We start from the raw sequence: 23,008 nt of genomic DNA, 5'->3' as shown, positions 1-23,008 counted from the left end.
GATGCTGCTCGGCGAGCCGCAAGGGAAGGATGAACGATGCTGCCTCGGTGGATGAACGGAATGGCCATCGTTGCCATTGTGTTCGCGCTTTCGGCACCGGCGAGGACAGGCGCGGATGCCGTTTGGGAACCGAGTGCCGGGGCGACATGGCAGATCCAGCTCAGCGAACCGTTGCAGGGCGATCCGCTCGCGGTGCAGGTCTACGATCTGGACGGTTTCGAGACGAGCGCGGAGACCGTGGCGGCCTTGCACGCGAGAGGAATTCGCGTGTTGTGCTACATGAGCATGGGGACGTGGGAAGATTGGCGCCCCGACGCCGGCGCCTATCCCGCGGAAGTGCTCGGCAATGCCTGGGACGAATGGCCGGGCGAGCGTTTCGTGGATATTCGCCGCATCGATCTGCTGGCTCCGATTCTCTCAGCGCGGCTCGATCTCTGCGCGGAGAAAGGATTCGATGCGGTCGAGCCGGACAACATCGATATCTATGGCAACGACGCCGAGGTCACCGGGTTTCCCTTGACCGAGCAGGACCAGCTTGCATTCAATCGTTGGTTGGCCGATGCGGCCCATGCGCGTGGTCTTGCGATCGGCCAGAAGAATGCCCCGGAACTCACCGACCACTTGGTGGTGCGCTATGACTTTGCCGTGACCGAGGATTGTCTGGCCGACGACTGGTGCGATGAGGTCATTCCCTACTTGGAGGCGGGCAAGCCGGTCTTTGCCATCGAGTACACCGATCGCCTGGCGGCCGACGAGTTCCTGGCGGCCTGCACAGCGACCACGCAACCCTACTCGTTCATCCTCAAGCATCGCGAACTCGATGCCTGGCGCCTCGACTGTGGGTAGCGGAACGACGTCAGGTTGTTCGCTATCTGTTTCGGGTCGTGCAGACAACGGCGGTTCCGGCGATCGTGGCACAATCCAATCAGCAACTTGGCAATAAATGGCAAAGGAGCAGAGCTGGGCAATGACTGCAACACAAACCTGGAACACCACCGAGCTGGTCGCCAAGGACAAGGCGCACCTGCTGCACCCCGTTTCCAACCTCAAGGACATGCGAGAGCATGGGCCGCTGATTCTCGCCCAGGGTGAGGGTGTCTATCTCTGGGACACGGATGGCAAGCAATACATCGACGCCTTCGCCGGCCTGTGGAATGTCAACGTCGGGCACGGGCGCAAGGTGCTGGCCGATGCTGCCGCGGAACAGATCATGACGGCCGATTTCGTGCCCAATTTCTTTGGCCTGGCTTCGCCGCCGTCGATCGAGCTGGCCGCGAAGCTGGCCGAGATCTTTCCCGGGCATCTGAATCACTTCCAGTTCACCTCTGGCGGCGCGGAATCGAACGAAACGTCGCTCAAGATCGCCCGCTACTACTGGTGGCTCAAGGGCAAGCCGGAGAAGACCAAGATCATCGCTCGCCGGCAGGGCTATCACGGGATCGCCATGGGCGCGCTTGCGGCCACTGGTATCCCGACGTATCACGAAGGATTCGGCCCGATGGTGCCCGGTTACGTGCATGTCAGCCCGCCCTACGCGTATCGGCTGGGCGAAGGACTCTCGGACGAGGAGTTCGTCGCCAAGCTGGTCAAGGAGTTGGAAGACATGATCGCCGCCGAAGGGGCGGATACGATCGCGGCCATGATTGCCGAGCCCGTACAGGGCGCCGGCGGGGTGACGGTTCCGCCAGACGGCTATTGGCCGGCGGTTCGAAAGACCCTCGACAAGCACGGCATTCTGCTCATCGCCGATGAGGTCATCAACGGGTTCGGCCGGACGGGCAAGATGTTTGGCCAGGAGACGTTCGGGTTCGTGGCCGATATTGCCTCGTTCGCCAAGGGCATCACCTCGGGCTACATCCCCTGGGCGGGTCGGCGGTTTCGGACGAGATCTTCGACACCATGTCCAGCGCGGATCGCATGTTCATGCATGGATTCACGTACTCCGGACACCCGGTTGCGTGCAACGTCGCGCTGCGCAACATCCAGATCCTCGAAGAGGAAGATCTCGCCACCAATGCCAAGGTCGGTGGCGATGCGTTGCGCGCCGAACTGCATCGGCTGCTCGATGACCACGCGCATGTCGGCGATATTCGCGGAATTGGCCAGATGACGCTGGTCGAAATGGTCGAGAACAAGGAGACCAAAGCCAAGTACGACCCGGCGCTGAAGATGGGCGACAAGCTGACGATGGAAACGCGCAAGAACGGGATCATCGTGCGCTGCACCAATGACGGCGTCGCCGTCGCGCCGCCGCTGACCCTGACGACGGAGCAGGCGAAGACCGTCGCAGAGGCGGTTGCTGCGTCGATCGAGACGATCCTGGTCTAGCGGGAACGTCACACGAAGTCGGAGGGAATGGACGCTGGTGTACGCCGCCAGCGTCCATTTTTCTCTCAGGTTTCGTTGTCACTCTGGCAAATTCGATCGGGTCGCTTTGAGTCGTCGATGGCTGCGGATCGCCAACGCGAACGGTTTCGATGCGAATGTTCGCAATAATTGGTCGATCGGCAGGTTTTGCGCCGGAATTTCGCGAACCGTCTGGATTGACTGAAAGTCCGCCCTCGCTTTGGACGGCGAAAGGATTCTCAGGCGTACGGTTGCGTACGCCGCCAACGAACGGTAGTCTGTTGCCAGACATGTTCGTACCCGCTCGCGCGACTCGCACCGCGCGTATGCTGTTCCGCTCATTGCAGTGACGGAAACGGCTAAATCGAAGAGGGAAGTCCCGATGCTCCGCTCCCCGCTCCGGGCCAGTCGTTGGCTCACGACCATTCTGGTGCTCTGCCTGGTTTCCAGCGCCATCGTGTTCCAACCGCACGCGAGAGCGGCCACTGACCTGGAGTTGGGCGCAGATGCCGAAGTGGCCGACGCGCAGGGTGACAATGTCAACCTGCGGGATTCTCCGTCCTACACCGGTAATGTGTTGACCAGCGTGCCCGAGGGCTGGCTGGTGAACGTGCTCGACGGGCCGTTCACCGACGACCTGGATGGCACCGTCTGGTATCAGGTCGTGGCGCGGGGGCAGACCGGATACATGCTGTCCGACTATCTGCGCACCCCTGATGGCGATGTCGCTCCCGCTGCGGCGGCGACTACGACCGCCAATGTCAATCTGCGTTCTGGGCCAGGCACGAGCTATGGCGTATTGCTTGTCATTCCCAATGGCGCCACTGTCAATACCACCGGTTCGGTTCAGAATGGCTTTACGCAGCTGACCTACAACGGCGTCACCGGCTGGTCGGCGAGCCAATACATCTCCACTGGCAGCGGCAGCACAACCGCCACAGTGATCGACGGCGCCCTCAACCTCCGCTCCGGCCCTGGAACGAACTATTCCGTCGTGACCGTCATGCCGGGCGGGGCTACGGTGACCATTACCGGTTCGCTGACCAACGGGTTCTATCCGGTTCGCTATGGCACGTATACCGGCTACGCGTACGCGGCCTATCTGCAGATCGGCTCCAATCCCACCCCGGTTCCGACGACACCCTCGGGTCAGACGGCAACGGTGATCGACGGAGCCCTCAATCTCCGATCAGGTCCAGGGACTAGTTACTCGGTCATCCTGGTGATGCCCGGCGGATCGACGGTCACGATCACCGGCGCGCTGCAGAACGGCTTCTACCCGGTTCGCTACGGGTCGACCAATGGCTATGCCTCTGCGACGTATCTGCAAATCGGTGGCACGCCGTCATCGCCAACGCCGACCGCTCCGGCGATCGACACGGCCACCGTGATCGATGGGTCGCTCAATCTGCGCTCAGGCCCAGGCACGAACTACTCCATCCTGACGGTCATGCCGGACGGCGCCACGGTGAGCATCACCGGCAGCCTGGTGAACGGTTTCTACCCGGTTCGCTACAACGGCATCAATGGATACGCCTCGGCGACCTACCTGGCGCTCAGTTCGCAACCGACCCCGACTTCGGTCCCGAACACACCGACCCAACAGCCGACCGAGCCTGCCTGGACGACCGCCAATGTCAACTTGCGTTCCGGTCCTGGCATGAACTACAGCGTCATCCAGGTCGTGCCGAGTGGCTCCGCTGTCACCGTCACCGGCAGCGCAACCAACAACTACTATCCGGTGACCTATTCCGGCGTGGCTGGGTACATCTCGGCAGACTACCTGACCTTCGATGAGCCCACGACGCCGGGCCCCGGTGATGGACTGCTGATCTGGCCGGTTTCCGGCGGTAGCTGGACGATCATCCAGGGATACAACGGGGGCACGCACAACGGTCAGACCTACATGTACTCCTTCGACCTGCAGCGCACCGATGGGGAGCAAGCAACGATCGGCCAGCCAGTCTACGCCCCGGCCTCTGGCACCGTGCTCTGGACCAGCGGCGGGCTCCTGATCGGTATGGGGAATGGCTACGGCATCGCCCTCTTCCATATCACCCTGAGTCCGGGGATCACGTCGGGGACGGTCGTCACGCAGGGGCAGCAGGTCGGCACGATCTCTGGTCCGGGCGGCACCGGCTACCAGGTCACGCCGCATGTCGATATGACCCTCTGGGAACTTCCGAACGGCGGTGGCACTCCGCGCATCTCCACCCCATACACCGGTCAGTTCGCGATTTCCGGGCGAGAGTTCCCACCGGGCGCGCTCGAATTCAACACCTGGGGCGGCACGGTCTTCAATCCGTAACGAGCCGGGATGTCAGTCGTCAGTTTCCAGTCGTGAGAACGAGGGCGGTCCAGTTGGGCCGCCCTCGTTGCTTCGTTTCGGCCCAATGTCCCGTTTCTGACGACCATCGACTGACGTCTGAATGCTGAACCCCCGGCTGGACATCGAACGACGTCTCGGTCATTCTGCCGAGAGTATGTAGCGAGGATCGAGAAGGAAAGAGGTTGCAATGGCTCGACATCCATGGGTCGCCAAAGCTGACGACGGGGTCCGCTGGGGTATGCAAGTGGTGGTGCCTGCACGGAGGGATGCGTTGCCGCAGCTGATGGACGTTGCCCGGCAAATGGAAGCGTTGGGGTTCGATTCGCTCTTCATCATGGATCACCCCGCGCTGCATGCCGATCCGTACATTGCGCTCTCAGGCGCGGCCGCGGTAACTGAACGGCTCTATCTCGGGCAGCTCGTGATGGCCGCCACCTATCGCCATCCCGCGTTCGTTGCCCGCATGCAGGCCGACCTGGACAACCTCTCTGGTGGGCGCTCGATCCTCGGCGTGGGGTCTGGCTGGTTCCAGGCCGAGTACGCCATGATGAACCTCGACTTTCCCGGAATCGGTCGTCGCCAGAAAGACCTGGATGAGCTGATCGAGGTCGTCGATGGGCTGTGGTCGGGCGCTCCGTACACGCATCATGGCGAGACGTTTGATATCGACGGCATGCAGATCGATCCGCCACCCGCGCGACGGCCGCCTGTGCTGGTTGGCGGCAGCGGAAAGAAAGGCACGTTGCGTCAGGTTGCTACCTGGGGCGATGCCTGCAATGTCAACGAGGCGGCGAAGTTGAATGTGCCTGGCGCGACCGATGCCGAGCGGTTCGCCCAGGTGGCGGAAATCTACGCAGCGCTCGACGGGCATCTCGACGATCTGGGACGCCCGCGCAACGAGGTGCTGAAATCGCACTTCACGTCCATGCTCGTGCTTGCGCCCACACAGGCGGAAGCCGATGCGCGCGCCGATGCCATCGATACGTCGAAATCGACCTCTGCCGGCGCACGCAGCAATGGGCGCTCATTTCTGGCGTCGGCTTCGGTCGACCGCGCCGTTGCCTACTATCAGGGGCTGCGGAACGCCGGCGCGCAGTACTTCGTCGTCCAGGTCGAGCAAGACGACACCGAAACCATGTTCCTCCTCGCCAACGCGGTCATGCCAAACGTAAGTTAGGAACCACCCAACAGTCAGCAAGAACGAATCGACCACTGTTGCTCGGCTGGCTCGGAACCGTACACTTGCCAGTTGCCAGTTGCCAGTTGCCAGTTGCCAGTTGCCAGTTGCCAGTTGCCAGTTACCAGTTGCAAAAAACGAGCGGCTGCAATTGCAACCGCTCGTCATGCATTCGATACCCTGGCCATGTCGACTACTCGTACGACACGTCTGGCCAGCTTTCTTCGACCGATCTTGCCCGGTCCAGCAGGGGCGTGATCCCCAAAAGAATTGCAATCAGCATCAACACCAGTATCAGTTCCATTATCTCCGTCCTCTCACGCTACCGGCGGTTTAGCCGCGGGCCTCGGTCATGCGTCGCTGTGCGAACCCTGCGCGAACCGCATCGGACAGGAAACGTGCCGTTGCCTTGATGCCACCGAACCAGCTCAGTTCGCTGATCTGGCCGGTTGCCTGCTCCCGAGCCATCATGCGGTGATGATGCAGCATCATCTTGCGCTCCCGCTCGAGACCGATCTCCCGCGCCACCATCGACGCCCGCAAAATATCGTGACCACCCATTTTCGTTTCTCCTTATCTCCTTTGCGCCGGTTTCAAATACTCGGCGCGCTCACCTTAGGTTTGGAGTTGGGACCCGGCGTGTCTCGCGTCATCTAGTGGATTCAGCTCCGGCCTGCCTTATCTGCCGGTTCTGTTTCCGTGCGAGCCCCGTGTCCGCTCTCACACCACCATCATCCGCCATTTCCAGCGTGATGACATCGGCAGAATTGCGGATTCCTTGCGTAGATCGGTATGTACGACCTACGTAGATTGGCGTGGAGAGCCCACGCAGAATGGTGTAGGTACTGCGTCTGGCGCTATCGCTCCCGATACCAGAACGACCCCCGCAGAATCGGGACGAACCCCAATCGTTCGTAGACGGAGCGGCCTTCGTCGCTGGAGAACAGCACCGCGGGCCATCCCAGCTCTGGCCGCGCTGCCGCCTGGGTGACGGTCAGCCCGAGCCCCTTGCGCCGTGCCTGGGGCAGCGTTGCCACCATGATCACATCGACCACCCCCTCATCGGCCATACTCCCGGCCCCGGCCACTGGCTCGCCGTCGAGGTAGCCAAGCCAGGCCCGAAAACGGGAGTCATCGATGATCCTCTGGGGAAAGAGCGAATGGTCCGGCATCCTGCGCATGTCGTCCATGTCGAAACCTTCGATCATGACGCGCTCGAACTGGATCAATTGCTCGATCGACGAAACCTGTTCCACGTGAAGATGCCCGGTGTCGATCACCGGGGTAAAGGGGCTCCGCAGCTGTAGCGGGGGATGGCCAGAAAGCGTCCAACCCCACGGACTCAGGTCAGCCGTCGGCAGCGGGGAATAGACCACGGCATAGCCAGTCGCTCCCGGCGTGCCAAAGACCGCTTCCAGCTCATCCATGGTCTTGGCAAGCTCCGTGCCGAAGAGCGGTTTCCGCAACAGCGCAAGATTCACGAACGTGGCTGGCCGGCCGGTATCGACTGCCAGAAAGCGATCGGTAGAAACGATGGTTGCGCCGTGCAACTCGCCGAGGAGCTGCTGAAACGCGCTTTGGGAACGCAAGAACTGTCGGAGAATGGTGTCGTGCGGCGGGGCGTCGGCTTCCCATCCGGTGAGCGGACCCAGGGAAGCACCGGTGGATTCGGACATCGAGGCGGCTCCTGTCGATGTTGCTGACGTGACGAGTTGCGCTTGCCAACATCCTAGCGTGTTCTGCTGTAATTGAGAGCGGGCGTACGGTCGAAGCGGGCCGCGCCGGAGGAATCTATGCGCATTCGTTGTTGGTTGATGACGTTGACTGTGCTTGCCGCGCTGTTGGCTGTCCCGGTGAGCGGGCAGGAGGCGACACCTACCGTTGCCGTTCCTGACCCTGCGCTCTGCACCCTAAACCCGCTCACGCCTGCGGACTTGCAGCGCATCGAGGACGCCGAGCTCGGACCGTTTCCAACGACAACGCCAATCACGGGAAACATCACGTTGCCCGATGGCGAGGAGCTCTTTTCTTCCGAACGGGAAGAAGTCGAGAAGGATCTCATCCGGGCGATTGCCTGCGTCAACACCGGTGAGCCGCTCAAGGCGCTGGCCGCCTATACCGATACCTGGATTGCAGCGTTCTTGCTCCAACAGGGTGGACTCGACGATGAGTTGATCGCCGGGTTGCAGGTCGATCGATCGCTGCAACCCGAGAACTATCTCCAGATCCAGTTCTTCGGCGATGCAGCTCGCCTCGGCGATGGCCGGGTGGCCATCGTGGTCGTGGGCGAAGATCCGACTGACGGCGCCGGCCCGCGGCCGCGCCTCTTCATCATGTCTGAAGTGAAGCCGGGACGATTCCTGATCGACGAAGTGGTTCCAATCGAAGTCTGAATCGAGATGCGAAACGTGGGCGGCCAGAACGGCCGACCACGCTCAAGGTCGATACGAGTTGGCGCCGTCGGCTAGTCGAGAACCGGCTCGTAGATAACGATACCAGCGTCCATCGGCATCGCCAGCGCCAGCTTGCCATCGCGGATCACAAAGCTGGTGACCTGGGCGAGATTCAGGGCATACGCCGTGTCCTGGGAATCGTCGCCACAGTGCATGCGTGTGGTTGCCAGCATCATGGTGATCTGGCTGCCATCGGTGGTGTAGCTGCCGAACGCGCGGTTGCAGTCGATCTGCCCAACAACGGAGCCGTCCGGTGAAAAGCTGAGGTAGTAGTCCTCCGGATTGTTCGGCGTGACGACCGTGTCATCGCTCATCTGGGTTTCAGACCACTGCCACACGACACCGGTGATCGCGGCATCGAAGGTCAGATTCGTTCCATCAGCCGTGGTCAGCACCAGCATATCGCTCGCGCCGCTCTGGTCGATTTCCCAACTGGTGACCGATGTCAGCGCGTCGATGAACTCGCCGCCCCGGCCACCGTCCGGGCAGAGCATGAGCGTGGTCCCGAGCGGGCCGAGCGTCACGCTGGAGCCATCCATTTCATAGCTGCCGAAGCCACCATTGCAATCCGCGCGGAAACTGAAGCCGCCGTCCGGAAGGAACTGCACCCAATATTCGCTTCCCAGCGTGATCGCATCTGCTCCGGGTGTGCCGGAACTGACCGTGGGCAGGAAGTCGTTCGACTCCCACACGATCGGCGGAATTCCACCGGCTGCCGCGGGCGATGCGACCGGCGATGCATCTTGCGCCATCGCGCCACCGAATGTGCTCACCGCGGCCATCAGGGCCAACCCGAGCGTTGCAACCAATCGTTTCATGCAATGAACCCCCTTGTGTCACCTATCCAGTTTCGAGAGCGCGGGCATCTGCCGTGTCTCCGCGCTCATCTGATAGAACGCCAGAACGGGATCGACGGTTCCTCCAGTATGACGGGTTCGCATCCGCGTCGGCAGCTTGGCCCAGAACGTTCCGCTCGTGCGGTCGCTACAATTCGCGATTGTGTTTGTTCGGACCGGACGATCTGTTCGGCTGCCCTGTTCTCGAGGCCCCATGACCAATCCGACCATTGCCATCGACCGCCCCGTTCGCGTGCGTTACGCCCCCAGCCCGACCGGGCTGCTTCATGTCGGCGGCGCCCGCACCACGCTCTTCAATTGGCTCTTCGCCAAGGGAGAAGCGGAACGGCTCGGGTTTGGCGGAACCATGATCCTCCGTATCGAGGATACCGATCGCAACCGGCTGGTCGAGGGCGCCACCGAGGGCATTCTGGAAATCCTGCACTGGTTCGGCGTCGATTGGGACGAAGGCCCCGATGTCGGCGGCCCACACGGACCCTATGTACAGAGCGAGCGGTTGGCGCTCTACCAGCAGGGCGCGCAGCAGTTGATCGATTCGGGAAACGCGTATCGGTGCTTCTGCAGCCCGGAGCGACTGCAACAGCTGCGCGACGAGCAACGCGAGAAGGGGCTTCCGCCTGGATACGATCGCCATTGCCGCCATCTTTCCCAGGCGGAGATCGACGAGAAGCTCGCTGCGGGCGCGACCTTTGTCGTCCGCTTTGCTATGCCGCGTGAGGGCACGACCCAGGTCTACGATCTGATCCGCGGCGAATCGACCTTTCAAAATGTCAACCTGGAAGACCTCGTGCTGCTCAAGTCCGACGGCTATCCGACCTATCACCTGGCCAACGTCATCGACGATCATGACATGGAGATCACCCACATCATGCGCGGCGAGGAGTGGATTCCGACCGCGCCCGTGCACATTCGCCTCTATGCCGCCTTTGGGTGGGACCCGCCGGCGATCGCGCACATGCCGCTGATCCTGGCGCCTGGCGGCGGCAAGCTGTCGAAACGGCATGGCTCGACCGCCATGGAGGAGTTCCGCTCCCAGGGATATCTGCCCGAAGCGCTGATGAACTACCTGGCGCTGCTCGGTTGGAGTCTCGACGGCACGACCGAGATTTTCTCGCGGGACGAACTGCTCGAGAAATGGTCGCTGGAGCGAGTCAGCCCGTCACCTGCGACGTTCGACTATGACAAGCTCCGCTGGTTCAACCAGCAGTACATCAACCATGTTCTCGATCTGGACGATCTGACCGCGCGGGTCGTTCCATTCCTCATCGAGGCCGGGCTCGTGACCGACACCGCGCTCGATCCGGCCAGCGGCGAGTATGCCCGGGTGCGCGAGGTGACTGCTGTGCTCAAGGACCGGCTCGTGCTGTTGAGCGACGCGCCAGAACTCATGTCGTTCTTCGTCAGGGATGAACTCGATCCCTACGACCCCGCGCTGCTGATTCCCAAGAAGACCGATGCCGCGCAGGCGCTGGCCGCGTTGCAGGGATCGCTGGCGGTGTTCGACGCTGGCACGGTAACGGACGAAGCTGCCACCGAATCGTCGCTCCGCGCGTTGGCCGACCAGCTTGGGCTCAAGGCCGGGCAGCTCTTCATGCCGATCCGCGTTGCGGTCACCGGCCGCACCGAATCGCCAGGACTGTTCGAGACATTGCGCGTCATCGGCGATGATCGGGTCCGGGCTCGGGTGCGCGCTGCCATCGCTGCCCTCGAGGCAAGCCAGTAGCCCTGGAAATGGAGGCGCTGGTGAATCGACGCGCATTCCTTGCTGGCGCACTGACCGTTGGATTTGCGTCGCGCATGACTGTGGCGGTGGCGGCCACGCCAGTCGCCACTCCAAGCGGATACGCGCATGCGGAATGGCTGGCGGATCCCGCCTGGCTTGCTGCCCATCTCGGTGAGGAGTCGCTGGCGGTCATTGCGCTTGCTCCACCGGACGAGTTCGAGCAGGGGCACATTCCGGGCGCGGTGCAGGTCGATTGGCCCGACCTCGCATTGACCGAATCGGCGCGAATCGACGATTGGCGCGACCAGATGGAAATGCTCGTGACGAAACTCGGGATCGAGCGTTCCGACACGGTGGTCATCTACGACGGCGGAACGATCTACGCTCCTCGACTTTGGTGGATTCTGTATCAGTTGGGCCATGCGGACATCCGCATCCTGAACGGCGGTCTGCCTGCCTGGACGTCGTTCGGTGGAGAACTGGAGACTGGCGCCACGACGCCGATTGCCGCGCCGGAGCCATACGTCGGTCAGCCCGATGACGCGGCGATTGCCACGGTCGATCAAGTGGTTGCCGCCCTCGACGACCCTGACACTGTGCTCGTCGATGCTCGGACACCGGACGAATACGCCGTAGGGCACATTCCCGGCGCGGTCCTCTTTCCCTTTACCGATGTTGTCGTGGACAAGCAACCACCTCTATGGAAACCGGCCGAGGAGTTGCGCGCCGCGTTTGCGGCCCTCGACGTCACGCCGGACAAGCGCGTAATTCCGTATTGCTCGACCGGTGTTCGCTCCGCCGCGCTCTATTTCACGCTGCGCCTCATCGGGTACGAGGAGGTCGCGCTCTTTAGCGGGTCCTACGCCGAGTGGACCGCCGACCCGACACGTCCTGTGGAGCAAGGCGCGGGAAGCTAGCTCTCGGGACGAGGGAGCGGGAACGTCCACTGACCCAACGGGTCACTCTACCGCCGCAACATCGCTATCGAGATGGTATGGCACGCTGGTGACGACCGTGCCAGGGCGGAAGAGGAGCGCGGCTTTCAAGCGCAGCGCCGTCTGATTGTGCAGGATGTGCTCCCAGAGGTGATGAGCCACAAACTCCGGCAAGACCACCGTGATGGTGTCTCCCGGGCGTTGCCGTTCGACTTCGTCCAGATAGCTCATGAGTGGACCGATCAGCGCGCGATAGGGCGATTCGATCAGGATGAGCGGAATATCGGTGCCGATCTGTTCCCATTTCTTCTGGAACTCGTCCAGTTCCTCGCTGTTGTCGCTGACATGCACCGCCGTCACGTTGTCCGAGATCGAGCGGGCGTAGGCAAGCGTTTGCCGCGCCACGCGGTTGAGCTGTGAAACTGGCACGATGACGGTGTGGTGGATGTCGCGCGGATCGAGCGGAGTGGAAACGGCGAGCTCGGCCGCAGCCCGGTTGTAGTGCTTGTGGATCCCCCGCATCAGCAGAATGAGCATGGGGATGATGATGCAGATGATCCAGGCCCCGTGGGTGAACTTCGTGAAGACAACGATCACGGCCACGATACCGGTGACGGTTGCTCCGACCATGTTCACAGCCAGACCCATTTGCCAGCCTGGCTCCTTCTTGCGCACCCAGCGGACGCACATACCTGTTTGTGAAATCGTGAAGGAGAGGAAGACGCCGAGCGCATAGAGCGGAATCAACCGCTCGGTTTCGCCGCCGAAGATCGAGAGCACCAGACTCGCCATCAGGCCAAGGGTCACGATGCCGGTGGTGTACGCCAGGCGGTCGCCACGATATGTGTACTGGCGCGGGATGTACGAATCGCGCGCCAGGAAGTACGCCAACCGGGGAAAGTCGGAATAGGCCGTGTTTGCCGCCAGCACCAGAATTGCCATCGTGGTGAACTGAAGATAGTAGTACGCGGCGTTCGTGCCACCGAAGACCTGCCGGGCAATCTGGGAAACGACCGTTTGGTAGTTCGGTTCGGCTTGATCGAGCGGCACCGCGCCATATTGATGGGCCAGAAACGTGATGCCGGCAAAGGTGATCGCCAAAATGGCGATCATGACGGTCAGGGTCTTGCGTGCGTTGACATATTCGGGTTTGCGGAAGGCGGGCACCCCGTCCGAGATGGCCTCTACGCCAGTCAGCGCGGCGCTCCCGGAGGCGAATGCGCGCAACATGACCAATGCGCCCACAGCGCCTAGCCCAGCGCCTTCGGCTTCCGTCAGGACGGGGTCGTGTACGGGGAACCCCGCCGCGGCGTTCCGCACGAACCCGATGCCGAGCATGGCAAAGATGCCCAAGAGGAAGAGATACGTAGGAATCGAGAAGATGGTGCCTGATTCGCTCAGGCCGCGCAAATTCACCGTCGTGACGAACAGGATCAGCAGGACACCAATCAGCACCCGATGCTCGTTGAGTTCGGGCAGCGCGGAGGACATGGCTGCGACTGCGGCTGCGATGCTCACGGCAACGGTGAGGACGTAGTCCGTGAGCAGCGCTGCTCCCGCCGTGAGCGATGGAAGCTCACCCAGGTTGTCCTTCGCGACGATGTATGCGCCGCCGCCTTGTGGATACGCCTTGATCGTCTGTCGGTACGAGATGCCCACGACGATCAGCAACGCGACGATGGCCGCGCCGATGGGAAGACTCTTCGAGAGCGCCAGCAAGCCACCGGCGACGAAAAGCACGCGCAGGATTTCCTCGGTGGCGTAGGCGACGGACGAGAGCGCGTCCGACGAGAGGACGGCCAGTGCTTTGGCATTGGACAGCCGCTGGTGCTCGGCCGAGGCGGTCGTCATCGGCGCGCCGATCAGGACGCGCTTGATGCGACGCCAGCCGCGACCTACCGGGCCGCGCGCTTCGGATGCATCCTCGGTGGCGACCAGGTGCCCTGGACCTGCTCGATCGAAATCTTCCGTCTTCTGCCGGACGACGCGCACATAACGGTCGCCGATGTGGGAGCCGAGCACCTGTTGCTTGCCGGTGAAATCGCCCTGGAGGCGCGATTCCGGCTTGCGGAACGCCGGTTCTGGCCGGTACGGATCCGCAGGAAGGTTCAACCCGGCTGGTTCTCGTCCGGGATCTCCTGAGGGCGACTGTCGCTTTGGTTTGTAGACGGTTGGGCGTCTTGGCGGCTGCTTGCCGTCCGTGGCGTCGGAACCCGCCGGTGATGAGTTGGGGGAAGTCGGATCGGCGCCCGACGGCATAGTCTGTTCCTTCGGCGCGCGGATAATGAAACGTTCAGCTTCGGCGCCGGTGCGGAATGATAGGGGATAGCCCGGTTGGACGTGGTATGCTCGGGATGCCCCGCGCGGATCCTTGTTGCATTCCCCGTTCGCGCCCGCCACGCCCTGGCCTTCTGGCACTCCCGGACTGCGTTGCGAAACGATCTGCGCGCTGCGGCGTTCATACAAAGAGAGGTCGGTTTCCCGGTTGCAGCCGGGCTACTGAATGGACGGCACGCGAGCTGGCGCGGCCGATTCCCCCTCGACCAAACCCCGCGGGAGGTTCCATATGAGGCTGGTTGCGTTCGGACAAGCGCGCATGCTTCGATTGCTCATTGTGCTGGTGGCCGTGCTGGCGACGCTGCCATCGCTAACGAACGCCCCTCCCGCGTCTGCGCAAGGCACCGCCACCATCGAAATCACCAATATCGACGCCGGCACCGGACTTCCCGCGCCCTTCACTCGTTTCCAGGTCACAAGTGAGAGCGGCGTGATCTACGGCCCTTTGGAAACCGACCTGAACGGCTATGTCGCCTTTGCCGTTGACGTCGACCCGCAAGGCAGCAGCTTCACGGTGATCGAAGAAACACCGCCTGCCTGCGCTACGGCCCCCGAACCGCAAATCACCGATCCACTCCTGGCTGGCGAGACGGTCTCGCTCTCCTTCAGTACCCAGGACAATCCAGACTGTGGGCTCGGGGCCATTGCGCTCTACGCCATGTCCTGCCCCGACGGATTCACTGGCCCGGCTGATGACTACGGTCCCTGGCGGGACGGTTGCACCGGCGTCGATGACGGCACTGGTTTCACGATCACCTCGATCGCTACTGGCCAATCGTGGAATCCTGTCGCCAGCATGTATGGCATCCCCGGACGCGCCCCGGTGGTCGGGTTGCCGGCCGGGGACTACACCATTCAACAAGACGACAACGCCGCATCGTCGGTGTTCTGCCTCGTGTACGACACCGCCAACTACCCGACCAGCCCGGAACCGTCGTCGGTCGTTCCAATAACACTGTCGAATGGCGTCGGGACGATTTCGCTCAACGGAAACCGCGTTTCGTGCGATTTCTTCACCGCGCCGGGCGGCCCTGTCCAAGCGGAGCCGACTATGGAAGCGGTGGAACCCGCGGCCACTTCGACCCTGGATATCCACATTGCCGAGTGTCCCGCCGGGTATGTGCCGGCCGAGACGATCTATGACGATTGCCATGGCAATGGCGTGGCGGGCATCCCGGTCCAGCTCAGCTCGACCAACGGATTCAGCGGCACGATTGCAACGTCGCTGCCGGTCTTGCCAGGACCAGGCGTCGCCAGCTTCACCAGCTTGGCGAACGGGGCCTACACTGTCGGCGCCAGTCTTGCCGATCGCTCCACGATCAGCGCCTATTGCTCCGACGATGCTTTCGTCGAGGTTCCTTCCGCGTTCGATGACGCGACCGGCACGCTGGCGCTCGACCTGACCGGCGGCCAGGTGGTGACGTGCGATTGGTACGTCACGCCGATTCCCGTAGAGCCGGCGGCCGACGACGCTTCCATCGAAGTCCACACGCTCTTCTGCCCGCCCGGTTCCAATCTCGACGCGCTCTATGACACCTGCCACGGTGACGGGATCGGAGGGATCACCGTGCAGATCCGGTCCGAAGGCGGTCTTGCCGGCGAAGGGCAAACAGTGGTGCCCCAGGTTCCTGGCCCCGGGGTGATCGATTTTTCAGACCTGGCCGCGGGAAGCTATTCGATCGAGGCGTTCTATTCGCCGGTGGCCGATCTGTCGAGCGCTGCGGTGGTGGTCTATTGCTCGATGGCCGATTCTGATGAACCCGTCCCGGTGAGTTTGCAAGACAACGCCATTGCCTACGTCGAGCTTGCCGCGGGGATGGGCATCGTCTGCGATTGGTACGTCGTTCCACAACTGGATGCGTCCACCACGTTGCAGGTCACCAGCTACCAGTGCGCGTTCAACATGGTCGCGGACGAAACGACTCCGAGAAACGCGTTCCTGAACGCCTGTGTGCCCAGTACCGGGACGACACAATTCACTCTGACGCCGGTCGGCGCGGAGAGCGTGACCCTCACAACAGGATCGGCCGGGGTTGGGACTGTGCTCTTCGAGTCGTTGCCGAGCAATACCTACGGTCTCGTCTCCAGCATTCCGGGCGACTTCAACGATGCCTACGTCTTTTGCGGTGTCGAAGGTGGCGAGCTGCCCTACGCCGGTCACAACAGCGTGCAGCTTGCCATCGATGCGAATCAGCCCTCGTACCTCTGTCAGTGGTTCAACGTTCCCTACAATGCCAGTGGGTATTCGGACACCCTCACGGTGACGAACTACCTTTGCCCCCCTGGAACGACAACCAACTACGCCGCTCGTTGCGGCAACGCTCCCCTGGCGGGGGCGACCGTGCTGGTCGATCGCAACGGTTGGGACGAACTGGATGCGTTGACCGATGCGCAGGGATTCGCTGCGTTCGAAGGGCTGATTCCGGGAACCTACACGATCACCAATCTTCCTCCCTCCGGGACCAATGTGGCTGTCTACGTCGTTTCCTGCGTAGCCGGGGGACAAGCCTTCGCTTTCGCCTATCAGGACCAGCAGAGTATGAGCGTCGTGCTCGAGTTGCCGGGTGGCGTCGATGTCGATTGCGCCTGGTACAACATTCCCCCAGGGTCCCCGACGGTAACGCCCGGCCAGAACTCCGGCTCGATCACGGTGCACAAGTTCCTCTGCCAGGGCAAATCGATCTCCCAATACAACTGGGAAACAGACTGCGTGGCGGAATCCGCGCCGGTCGGGTTCTCGCTGGCGACGGCGTCCGGAGCGCCGATCGCGGTGGGATCGACCAACGCCAGCGGCGTACTGACCTTTACCCATCTCGCCAATGGCGCGTACAACCTGGACGAAACGACCGGTGACTGGTGTCATGCCGAAGCGGACCGGGTCGATTCGGCTGGCAATGTACTGGTCCAGAGCGGTGGCGAGAACCACGTCTACATTTACAACTGTTCGTTGCAGAGCGTCGACAATTTGCCCAGCACCGGGACAGGGCAGACAGGCGTTGCTTCGCGCGTGCCGTTCGACGATGACAAGGCGTGGCAACTGCTCTTTGCCGCGATTGCGACATTGGGTATTGCGCTGGTCGTGCGGCATGGGCTGCATCAGGCGGCTGTTCAGCACAGAGAGGCCACGGACGACGCAGCCAGATCACGCAGAGGGGACGAGCCTGCGCGTTGACCGGCCTGGCTGGTCGCAGGCGGACGCGGGCAGCAGAGTCGTTTCGATGGGCCGGTTCAGTCGAGAGAACGCGAATGCGAGCTGGGATCATCCCAGCTCGTTTCTTTTCGGTTGGGGAACTGGAGCCCTGGCTGCAGACGATCGGTGACCTCCGAAGAGTGGGTTCGCCGCAGATGGTGTGGTACTCGAGGATTCTGACCGGAAACTGGGTGTTGTAACAACTGCGCCTCGGCGTAAAGCGCGCATGCGGCTATTGCGCGGCCAGAACGTACATGCCAAGCAATACGCAATGTGGCGGAAAACATTGCAAAGGTCATTTCCGCTGCAGGTAGATGGTTGATGGTGGCCGAGTTCGTTGCAATCGGTAACCAATATCGAATTTTCGGATTTGTGTATACAACTGCTTGCAATTTCGCGTAGAGCCTGCTAAAGTGCGCAGCTAGCCGAGAATTTGCCACTGGTCCGTACCAGTGGCTGAGAGCAGCATACCGCCTCCTGCGTGATTTTCCGGAATGACGCGGGGTGGCCGGACCGGCCTGCTTGTGCCGCGTGGCTGGTGTTGCAAATTCGAACGACTGCCGGGAAGCATGTGTATGAAGACGCCGAAACTCACATTCACAAGAGTCATTCCGCTCTTGTTCGTCCTCATTGCGCTCGCGGCTCCCGTCGCTGGGCCGGTGATCACGGGGACGAATGGCGCCAGCACGAGCGTGCTCGCTCAGGACACGCAGGATCGCGATGGGGACACGATCGTCGACAAGGACGATCTCTGTCCCGACGACGCGTCCAATCAATGCGAAGCTGCGCTGGCGAGTCAGCAAACGACTGACTCGCAGATTCAGGTTCAGGAAGACGTGCCCCAGGTGGTCGATTCCGATGGAGACGGCATTGCCGACGGAATCGACGAATGCCCCAACGATCCGACCAATCAGTGCACTGCGCCGGCCGATACCGATGGCGACGGAATTGCTGACGATATCGACGAATGCCTCAATGATCCGACGAATCAGTGCAACGTACCGCCTCCGCCGGCCGATACCGATGGCGACGGAATTGCTGACGATATCGACGAATGCCTGAATGATCCAACGAATCAGTGCAACGTGCCGCCTCCACCGGTCGACTCCGATGCAGACGGGATAGCCGACATCGATGACAACTGCCCGGCCGTGGCAAATCCGGACCAGGCCGATTCGAACAGCAATGGCACTGGCGACGCCTGCGATACTCCGGATCCGACAGCTGTTCCAAACGATTCCGACCTCGACTCTGTTCCGGACGATATCGACAACTGCCCCAATATCTCGAATATCGACCAGGCCGACTCCGATGGGGACGGTGTGGGCGATCTCTGTTCGGAAGAGCCACCCGTGGGCACGTCGACCTCGGGCGATCTGAATACGACGACGCCAACCGCCACCTCCACCCCGACTCCGGATGAGATCGTGCAGGCGGCCGACACTGCGCCGCCGCCGGCGAACTCCGTGCAGATCGGATGCGCAGTGAGCCTGTCGGATCCGAACAGTCGCCGCGTCTCGGCACTCGTGCAACCAGCGGCCGGATGGACTGTCGATCGCATCCAGGTCACCGTCTATGCGCTCGACAACGTGACCATAGTCGATACCGTCAACTTGACCGCTCCGCCACCTATTCCGTTGCCCTATTCGCAGGCTTGGGGATATGGCGCGTATGGCGGAATTGGCGTTTCGGCTCGATACGTGGCCAACGATGGAACCACACCGAGCGTGACGTTCAACCTGCGAGGCACCTGCGCTCCGGAGCCGACCGCGACGCCAACCGCCTCGGCTACCAGGACGGCTACCAGCACGCCGACGAATACCCGCACGGCAACGCGCACGGCAACTGCCACGCCGACGGCGTCGAACACACGGACCATTACGCCGACCCCGTCGATTACCAATACGCCGACGGCCTCCAATACCAGGACAGCGACTCGAACCAGGACCGCGACTCGAACGAGGACCGCGACGCGGACCATCACGCCGACCCCGTCGATCACGCAGACGCGCACCATCACGCCGACCCCGTCGATTACGAACACCCCGACCCCATCGCGCACGCATACCGCGACGCGCACCGCGACGGCAACGCGCACCATCACGCCGACCCCGTCGATTACGAATACCCCGACCCCCTCGAACACACGGACCGCCACCGCGACGGCAACGTCGACCGCGACGAGCACGCCGACCAAGACCTTTACGCCAACGGTGACGCCGACCGCATCACTGCCAGATGGCACGCTCGAAGTCTTCTGCGGCACTGATGTCGGTGGGTTCAACTACAGCGTGATCGCGCAGGTGGTTGGGTCGACAAGCGCGCCAGACATCTATGTGACCAAGCTCACCTTCGACGGTAATTACGAGTACTCGTTCCTGAACGATACATACCTGTATCAGTTCAGCGGACCGTACGAGACCGTTTGGGCGCTAGCTGTCTACTACGACAACCAGGGTCAAATTTTCGGCACCGCCTGGGGCATGCTCATCTGTAACGCGACACCGGGTCCGACCTGGACGCCGACGAACACGCCAACGGTGACGAATACGCCGTCTCCGACAAGTACACCTTCGAACACGCCGACGAATACGCCGACGAACACGCCGACGAACACGCCGACCAACACGCCGACGAATACGCCGACCAACACGCCGACGAATACGCCGACGAACACGCCGACGAATACGCCGACGAACACGCCGACGAACACGCCGACGAATACGCCGACGAATACGCCGACCAATACGCCGACAACGCCGACGAACACGCCGACGAATACGCCGACGAACACGCCGACGAACACGCCGACGAACACGCCGACGAACACGCCGACGAACACGCCGACGAACACGCCGACCAACACGGCCACGAACACCCCGACGAATACGCCGGAGATTGTTCCGCCGACGTTGACGCCGTCGCGCACGGCCACCAAGACACCGGTCGTTCACAAGTCGCCGACTCCGTGGAAGACCCACACACCGGGTCCGCGACCGACAGGTACGGTCTCGCCAACGTTGCCAGGCACCGGTTCTGGAGGTGGCATGTTCGGCGGAACCAGCGCGCTGCTCCTCGTCATCCTCACCAGTGCGATCGCGCTCTTCGGACTGCACCTCCGCAAGATGCCGAAGCGCCGGAACTAACCGGCCACAGCACTGACCTTCGAGAAGGGCCGTTCCGACTATCGGAACGGCCCTTTTCGTTTACTTCCTGGCGCGCGGGTTCGATGTGGCGTCGTGGAATGTGTTGCGCAGCGGTTGGCTGCTGGCTTACGTCAGTTGAATCGAGGGGAAAACGAGAACGAGTGGAGATGGAGACTTGGTTGCCAGTCGGCGCTCGATATCTGCGAGCAGCGCGGCGCTGGCATCCCAGAGCGCCTGTGTATCGATTCCCATGCAGGCCGGCAGGAATCGTCCGAGCTTGTCCAGCCCATCCGTGAGCAAGAGCCGGGCGCCACGAAGGTTGCCATTGCTGGCATGGTGGAACCCCACACCGATCTGCAAGATACCCTGGTAGAGATCGCGGATGGGGCCGGTCTCCGCGTGCCACTCGTGCTCGATCTCTTCATGGCACTCGTAATAGAGACCCTCGTTGAAGAGCCGAATACCCTCCAGCACTCCCGGCGGGGGACTGGATGCGCAGGAAGCAAGACCAGCATCGATTTGGGCGATGAGCGGATCGAGCAGCGCGCGGGCTCGCGCCACGCTCTGCGCGGGATCTGGCTGCAAGGCCGACTCCAGAATCAACGGACCGTCAAACCCGGCTCCTCGCACCGCGCGCAGGATTGCTGACCAGGGTAGCGTGCCATCACCCGGCAGGAGATTGCCCGGACGTTTTCCGTCCTCATCGATGTCCCGCAGGTGAACGTCGAAGAGCCGTCCCTGCATCTGACGCAGCAGCAGCATTGGGTTTGCATGACTGGCAGCCGCATGGTGCGGATCGAATGCGAACCCCACGGACGGCGGCAACCGCGGACCGATTTCGATGAAGTCGCGCACCGTCGAGAGCACACCGGGCTCGGCATTTTCCAACGCCAACCGCAATCCTGCTGTCTGACAGCGCCGGTCGAGCTCGAACACCACCTCCAGCATCGGCTCGACCCCGGATTCGATTGGATACTCCTCGCGGATCGGACCCTGCCAGACGATCGTCTGCGCACCAAGCGTCACTGCGCCGTCGATAGCTGTGTCGAAGTTGCGCCAGGCGTCTGATACGACTGCTGGCTCGGGATCGAATGGAAGATGCATATCGGGTTCGAGATGGAGCGCCACGATCTCCACACCGGCGTCGCGGGCCGCCTGCCTGTAGGCGTGAAACGCATCGTCCGTGTATTGCCGCTGGTGATAGAGCATGACTTCAGCGTGGGTGAAGCCGAGCGCGCCGATCTCTGCCAGCGCCGCGGCGACCCCGAGCTGTGGATAAAACCCGTTCGTGGAACAGCCAATGAACATCCGGCTCTCTGTCCATTCCGCCGTGACCGCAACCCAATCGCCGCAGACCCGAGTTTGGTCAACGTGACCCGGTGTCGCCGAGGCGATTCTTGGAGATTGCGCAAATGCTACATATTGTGACGCACAGGCAATGGATGGTACCATCGCCCTTCGACTATTCGACCCGTCGACCCGTACCCGAGCGCCCTGGAAGATGACAGCAGACGCAAAGGCATTGCCGCGCCTCACTCGGCTCGAGCTGCACGGGTTCAAGAGCTTCGCCAACCGCACGACATTTCTTTTCGAACCGGGGATCACCGCGGTCATCGGACCAAACGGCAGCGGGAAGTCGAATATTTCGGACGGTGTTCGCTGGGTGCTGGGCGAGCAAAGTCACTCGCTGTTGCGCAGCAAGAAGACCGAAGACGTCATCTTCGCCGGGGGCAATGGACGCGCTCCGGGTGGATTCGCTGAAGTCACGGTGACATTCGACAACAGCACTGGCTGGTTGCCGATCGAGTTCTCAGAAGTTACCGTCACGCGCCGCTCGTTGCGCTCAGGCGAGAATCAGTTTCTCATCAACGGCCGCAAGGTCCGGCTGAAAGACATCCACCAACTCACTGCGTCGCTCGGGCAATCCTATACCGTCGTTGGCCAGGGCCTCGTCGATGCGGCGCTCAGCCAACGAGCCGAAGAGCGGCGCGGGCTCTTCGAGCATGCGGCCGATTTGGCTGGTCTTCAGATGAAAGCCAACGAGGCAGAGCGCAACCTCAACGATGCCCGAAACAACGCCGACCGCATCGCCGACCTGCTGGCCGAGGTCGAGCCCCGCTTGCGCACTCTGGAGCGCGCGGCGAAACAGGCGCGTGAATGGCAAGGCGTCCATGACCGGCTGAAATCGATCGAGCGAGCGTACTTCCAGGGCCTGTTGATCGAGATCGGAGAGCGCCTGGAGCGTGCCGAAACGGCTACCCAGATGGAGTCGACTCGTCTGGACACGGCACAAGCGAACGTCGATACCGCGCTCGAGCAGCTCGAAGATGCCCGCGAGTGCGCCCGTGTGGCCCAGGCCGCTTTCTCGCGCCAGAGCGCGCACCTACGATCTGTCTCCGAGCAAGCCCAACAACTCGCGCATGAGCGCGACCTGGCCGCAGAGCGGATCGCCGCTATCGATCGACGCCGGGAGGACCTGATCGAGGGCCAGCGCAATCTCGAAGAACGCGCCGCT

The 23,008-nt window shown here is 62.2% G+C and carries 16 protein-coding genes and 1 pseudogene; 10 read left to right on the top strand and 7 right to left on the bottom strand.

Translation table 11 applies throughout. The features are described 5' to 3' along the window. Positions 1 to 36: 36 nt before the first annotated feature. From R2855_07055 to R2855_07035, 5 genes and pseudogenes are all read left to right on the top strand, one after another. Positions 37 to 846, top strand: a complete 810-nt coding sequence (locus R2855_07055; GenBank protein MEZ4530775.1) for an endo alpha-1,4 polygalactosaminidase — start codon at positions 37 to 39, stop codon at positions 844 to 846. Between the two features lie 97 nt (positions 847 to 943). Further along, a pseudogene (locus tag R2855_07050) lies at positions 944 to 1,804 on the top strand (aminotransferase class III-fold pyridoxal phosphate-dependent enzyme). A 95-nt stretch (positions 1,805 to 1,899) separates the two neighbouring features. Beyond that, on the top strand, positions 1,900 to 2,328 hold the full coding sequence (locus R2855_07045; GenBank protein ID MEZ4530774.1) for an aminotransferase class III-fold pyridoxal phosphate-dependent enzyme: 429 nt from the start codon (positions 1,900 to 1,902) through the stop codon (positions 2,326 to 2,328). A gap of 400 nt (positions 2,329 to 2,728) precedes the next feature. Beyond that, a complete protein-coding gene (locus tag R2855_07040) occupies positions 2,729 to 4,654 on the top strand; it encodes an SH3 domain-containing protein (GenBank protein MEZ4530773.1) in 1,926 nt (641 codons plus the stop codon). Between the two features lie 208 nt (positions 4,655 to 4,862). Continuing rightward, positions 4,863 to 5,852 (top strand): LLM class flavin-dependent oxidoreductase, encoded by a 990-nt coding sequence (locus R2855_07035; GenBank protein ID MEZ4530772.1) that lies wholly within the window; start codon positions 4,863 to 4,865, stop codon positions 5,850 to 5,852. Between the two features lie 333 nt (positions 5,853 to 6,185). On the opposite strand, the gene R2855_07030 is transcribed toward R2855_07035, so the two are convergent. Together R2855_07030 and R2855_07025 are read right to left on the bottom strand one after the other, a co-directional pair. Continuing rightward, positions 6,186 to 6,413, bottom strand: coding sequence for a hypothetical protein (locus tag R2855_07030; GenBank protein ID MEZ4530771.1), 228 nt, complete (start codon positions 6,411 to 6,413; stop codon positions 6,186 to 6,188). A 296-nt stretch (positions 6,414 to 6,709) separates the two neighbouring features. Then, positions 6,710 to 7,528 (bottom strand): hypothetical protein, encoded by an 819-nt coding sequence (locus R2855_07025; GenBank protein MEZ4530770.1) that lies wholly within the window; start codon positions 7,526 to 7,528, stop codon positions 6,710 to 6,712. Between the two features lie 117 nt (positions 7,529 to 7,645). Here R2855_07025 and R2855_07020 point away from each other — a divergent pair, with 117 nt between their 5' ends. After that, on the top strand, positions 7,646 to 8,245 hold the full coding sequence (locus tag R2855_07020) for a hypothetical protein (protein MEZ4530769.1): 600 nt from the start codon (positions 7,646 to 7,648) through the stop codon (positions 8,243 to 8,245). A 71-nt stretch (positions 8,246 to 8,316) separates the two neighbouring features. Here the strand turns inward: R2855_07020 and R2855_07015 are convergent, their stop codons facing one another. After that, positions 8,317 to 9,123: an META domain-containing protein gene (locus R2855_07015; GenBank protein MEZ4530768.1), complete on the bottom strand. Its 807-nt coding sequence runs from the start codon at positions 9,121 to 9,123 to the stop codon at positions 8,317 to 8,319. A 232-nt stretch (positions 9,124 to 9,355) separates the two neighbouring features. On the opposite strand from R2855_07015, the gene gltX reads away from it, so the two are divergent. Beyond that, complete coding sequence (gltX, locus tag R2855_07010; GenBank protein ID MEZ4530767.1) at positions 9,356 to 10,885, top strand: glutamate--tRNA ligase; 1,530 nt, start codon at positions 9,356 to 9,358, stop codon at positions 10,883 to 10,885. Between the two features lie 20 nt (positions 10,886 to 10,905). Then, positions 10,906 to 11,802, top strand: coding sequence for a sulfurtransferase (locus tag R2855_07005; protein MEZ4530766.1), 897 nt, complete (start codon positions 10,906 to 10,908; stop codon positions 11,800 to 11,802). Positions 11,803 to 11,844: 42 nt separating this feature from the next. Here the strand turns inward: R2855_07005 and R2855_07000 are convergent, their stop codons facing one another. Further along, positions 11,845 to 13,932 carry an APC family permease gene (locus R2855_07000; protein MEZ4530765.1) on the bottom strand — a complete coding sequence of 696 codons (2,088 nt, stop codon included), beginning with the start codon at positions 13,930 to 13,932 and terminating at the stop codon, positions 11,845 to 11,847. 454 nt (positions 13,933 to 14,386) lie between these two features. On the opposite strand from R2855_07000, the gene R2855_06995 reads away from it, so the two are divergent. Then, the gene (locus R2855_06995; GenBank protein ID MEZ4530764.1) at positions 14,387 to 17,329 is read left to right on the top strand and encodes a prealbumin-like fold domain-containing protein; all 2,943 of its coding nucleotides are present in this window, start codon (positions 14,387 to 14,389) and stop codon (positions 17,327 to 17,329) included. A gap of 1,660 nt (positions 17,330 to 18,989) precedes the next feature. Here the strand turns inward: R2855_06995 and R2855_06990 are convergent. The 3 genes from R2855_06990 to R2855_06980 all read right to left on the bottom strand — a co-directional run bounded on the left by R2855_06990 (position 18,990) and on the right by R2855_06980 (position 21,801). Beyond that, positions 18,990 to 19,592 carry a hypothetical protein gene (locus R2855_06990; protein ID MEZ4530763.1) on the bottom strand — a complete coding sequence of 201 codons (603 nt, stop codon included), beginning with the start codon at positions 19,590 to 19,592 and terminating at the stop codon, positions 18,990 to 18,992. Between the two features lie 213 nt (positions 19,593 to 19,805). Further along, a complete protein-coding gene (locus tag R2855_06985; GenBank protein ID MEZ4530762.1) occupies positions 19,806 to 20,285 on the bottom strand; it encodes a hypothetical protein in 480 nt (159 codons plus the stop codon). A 334-nt stretch (positions 20,286 to 20,619) separates the two neighbouring features. Beyond that, positions 20,620 to 21,801: a DUF309 domain-containing protein gene (locus R2855_06980; protein MEZ4530761.1), complete on the bottom strand. Its 1,182-nt coding sequence runs from the start codon at positions 21,799 to 21,801 to the stop codon at positions 20,620 to 20,622. A 193-nt stretch (positions 21,802 to 21,994) separates the two neighbouring features. Between R2855_06980 and R2855_06975 the strand changes: the two genes are divergently transcribed. Next, on the top strand, positions 21,995 to 23,008 hold a 1,014-nt coding region (locus R2855_06975; protein ID MEZ4530760.1), incomplete at its 3' end, for an AAA family ATPase.

The organism is Thermomicrobiales bacterium (genome assembly GCA_041390825.1).
Classification (GTDB): domain Bacteria; phylum Chloroflexota; class Chloroflexia; order Thermomicrobiales; family UBA6265; genus JAMLHN01.
This window is presented reverse-complemented; position numbering and strand designations above follow the sequence as displayed.

Excerpts from the sequence above, each read along its gene's own strand:
- R2855_07055 (MEZ4530775.1), top strand. The coding sequence starts at position 37 with ATGCTGCCTCGGTGGATGAACGGAATGGCCATCGTTGCCATTGTGTTC.
- R2855_07045 (MEZ4530774.1), top strand. The coding sequence starts at position 1,900 with ATGTCCAGCGCGGATCGCATGTTCATGCATGGATTCACGTACTCCGGA.
- R2855_07040 (MEZ4530773.1), top strand. The coding sequence starts at position 2,729 with ATGCTCCGCTCCCCGCTCCGGGCCAGTCGTTGGCTCACGACCATTCTG.
- R2855_07035 (MEZ4530772.1), top strand. The coding sequence starts at position 4,863 with ATGGCTCGACATCCATGGGTCGCCAAAGCTGACGACGGGGTCCGCTGG.
- R2855_07030 (MEZ4530771.1), bottom strand. The coding sequence starts at position 6,413 with ATGGGTGGTCACGATATTTTGCGGGCGTCGATGGTGGCGCGGGAGATC.
- R2855_07025 (MEZ4530770.1), bottom strand. The coding sequence starts at position 7,528 with ATGTCCGAATCCACCGGTGCTTCCCTGGGTCCGCTCACCGGATGGGAA.
- R2855_07020 (MEZ4530769.1), top strand. The coding sequence starts at position 7,646 with ATGCGCATTCGTTGTTGGTTGATGACGTTGACTGTGCTTGCCGCGCTG.
- R2855_07015 (MEZ4530768.1), bottom strand. The coding sequence starts at position 9,123 with ATGAAACGATTGGTTGCAACGCTCGGGTTGGCCCTGATGGCCGCGGTG.
- gltX (MEZ4530767.1), top strand. The coding sequence starts at position 9,356 with ATGACCAATCCGACCATTGCCATCGACCGCCCCGTTCGCGTGCGTTAC.
- R2855_06995 (MEZ4530764.1), top strand. The coding sequence starts at position 14,387 with ATGAGGCTGGTTGCGTTCGGACAAGCGCGCATGCTTCGATTGCTCATT.
- R2855_06980 (MEZ4530761.1), bottom strand. The coding sequence starts at position 21,801 with ATGTTCATTGGCTGTTCCACGAACGGGTTTTATCCACAGCTCGGGGTC.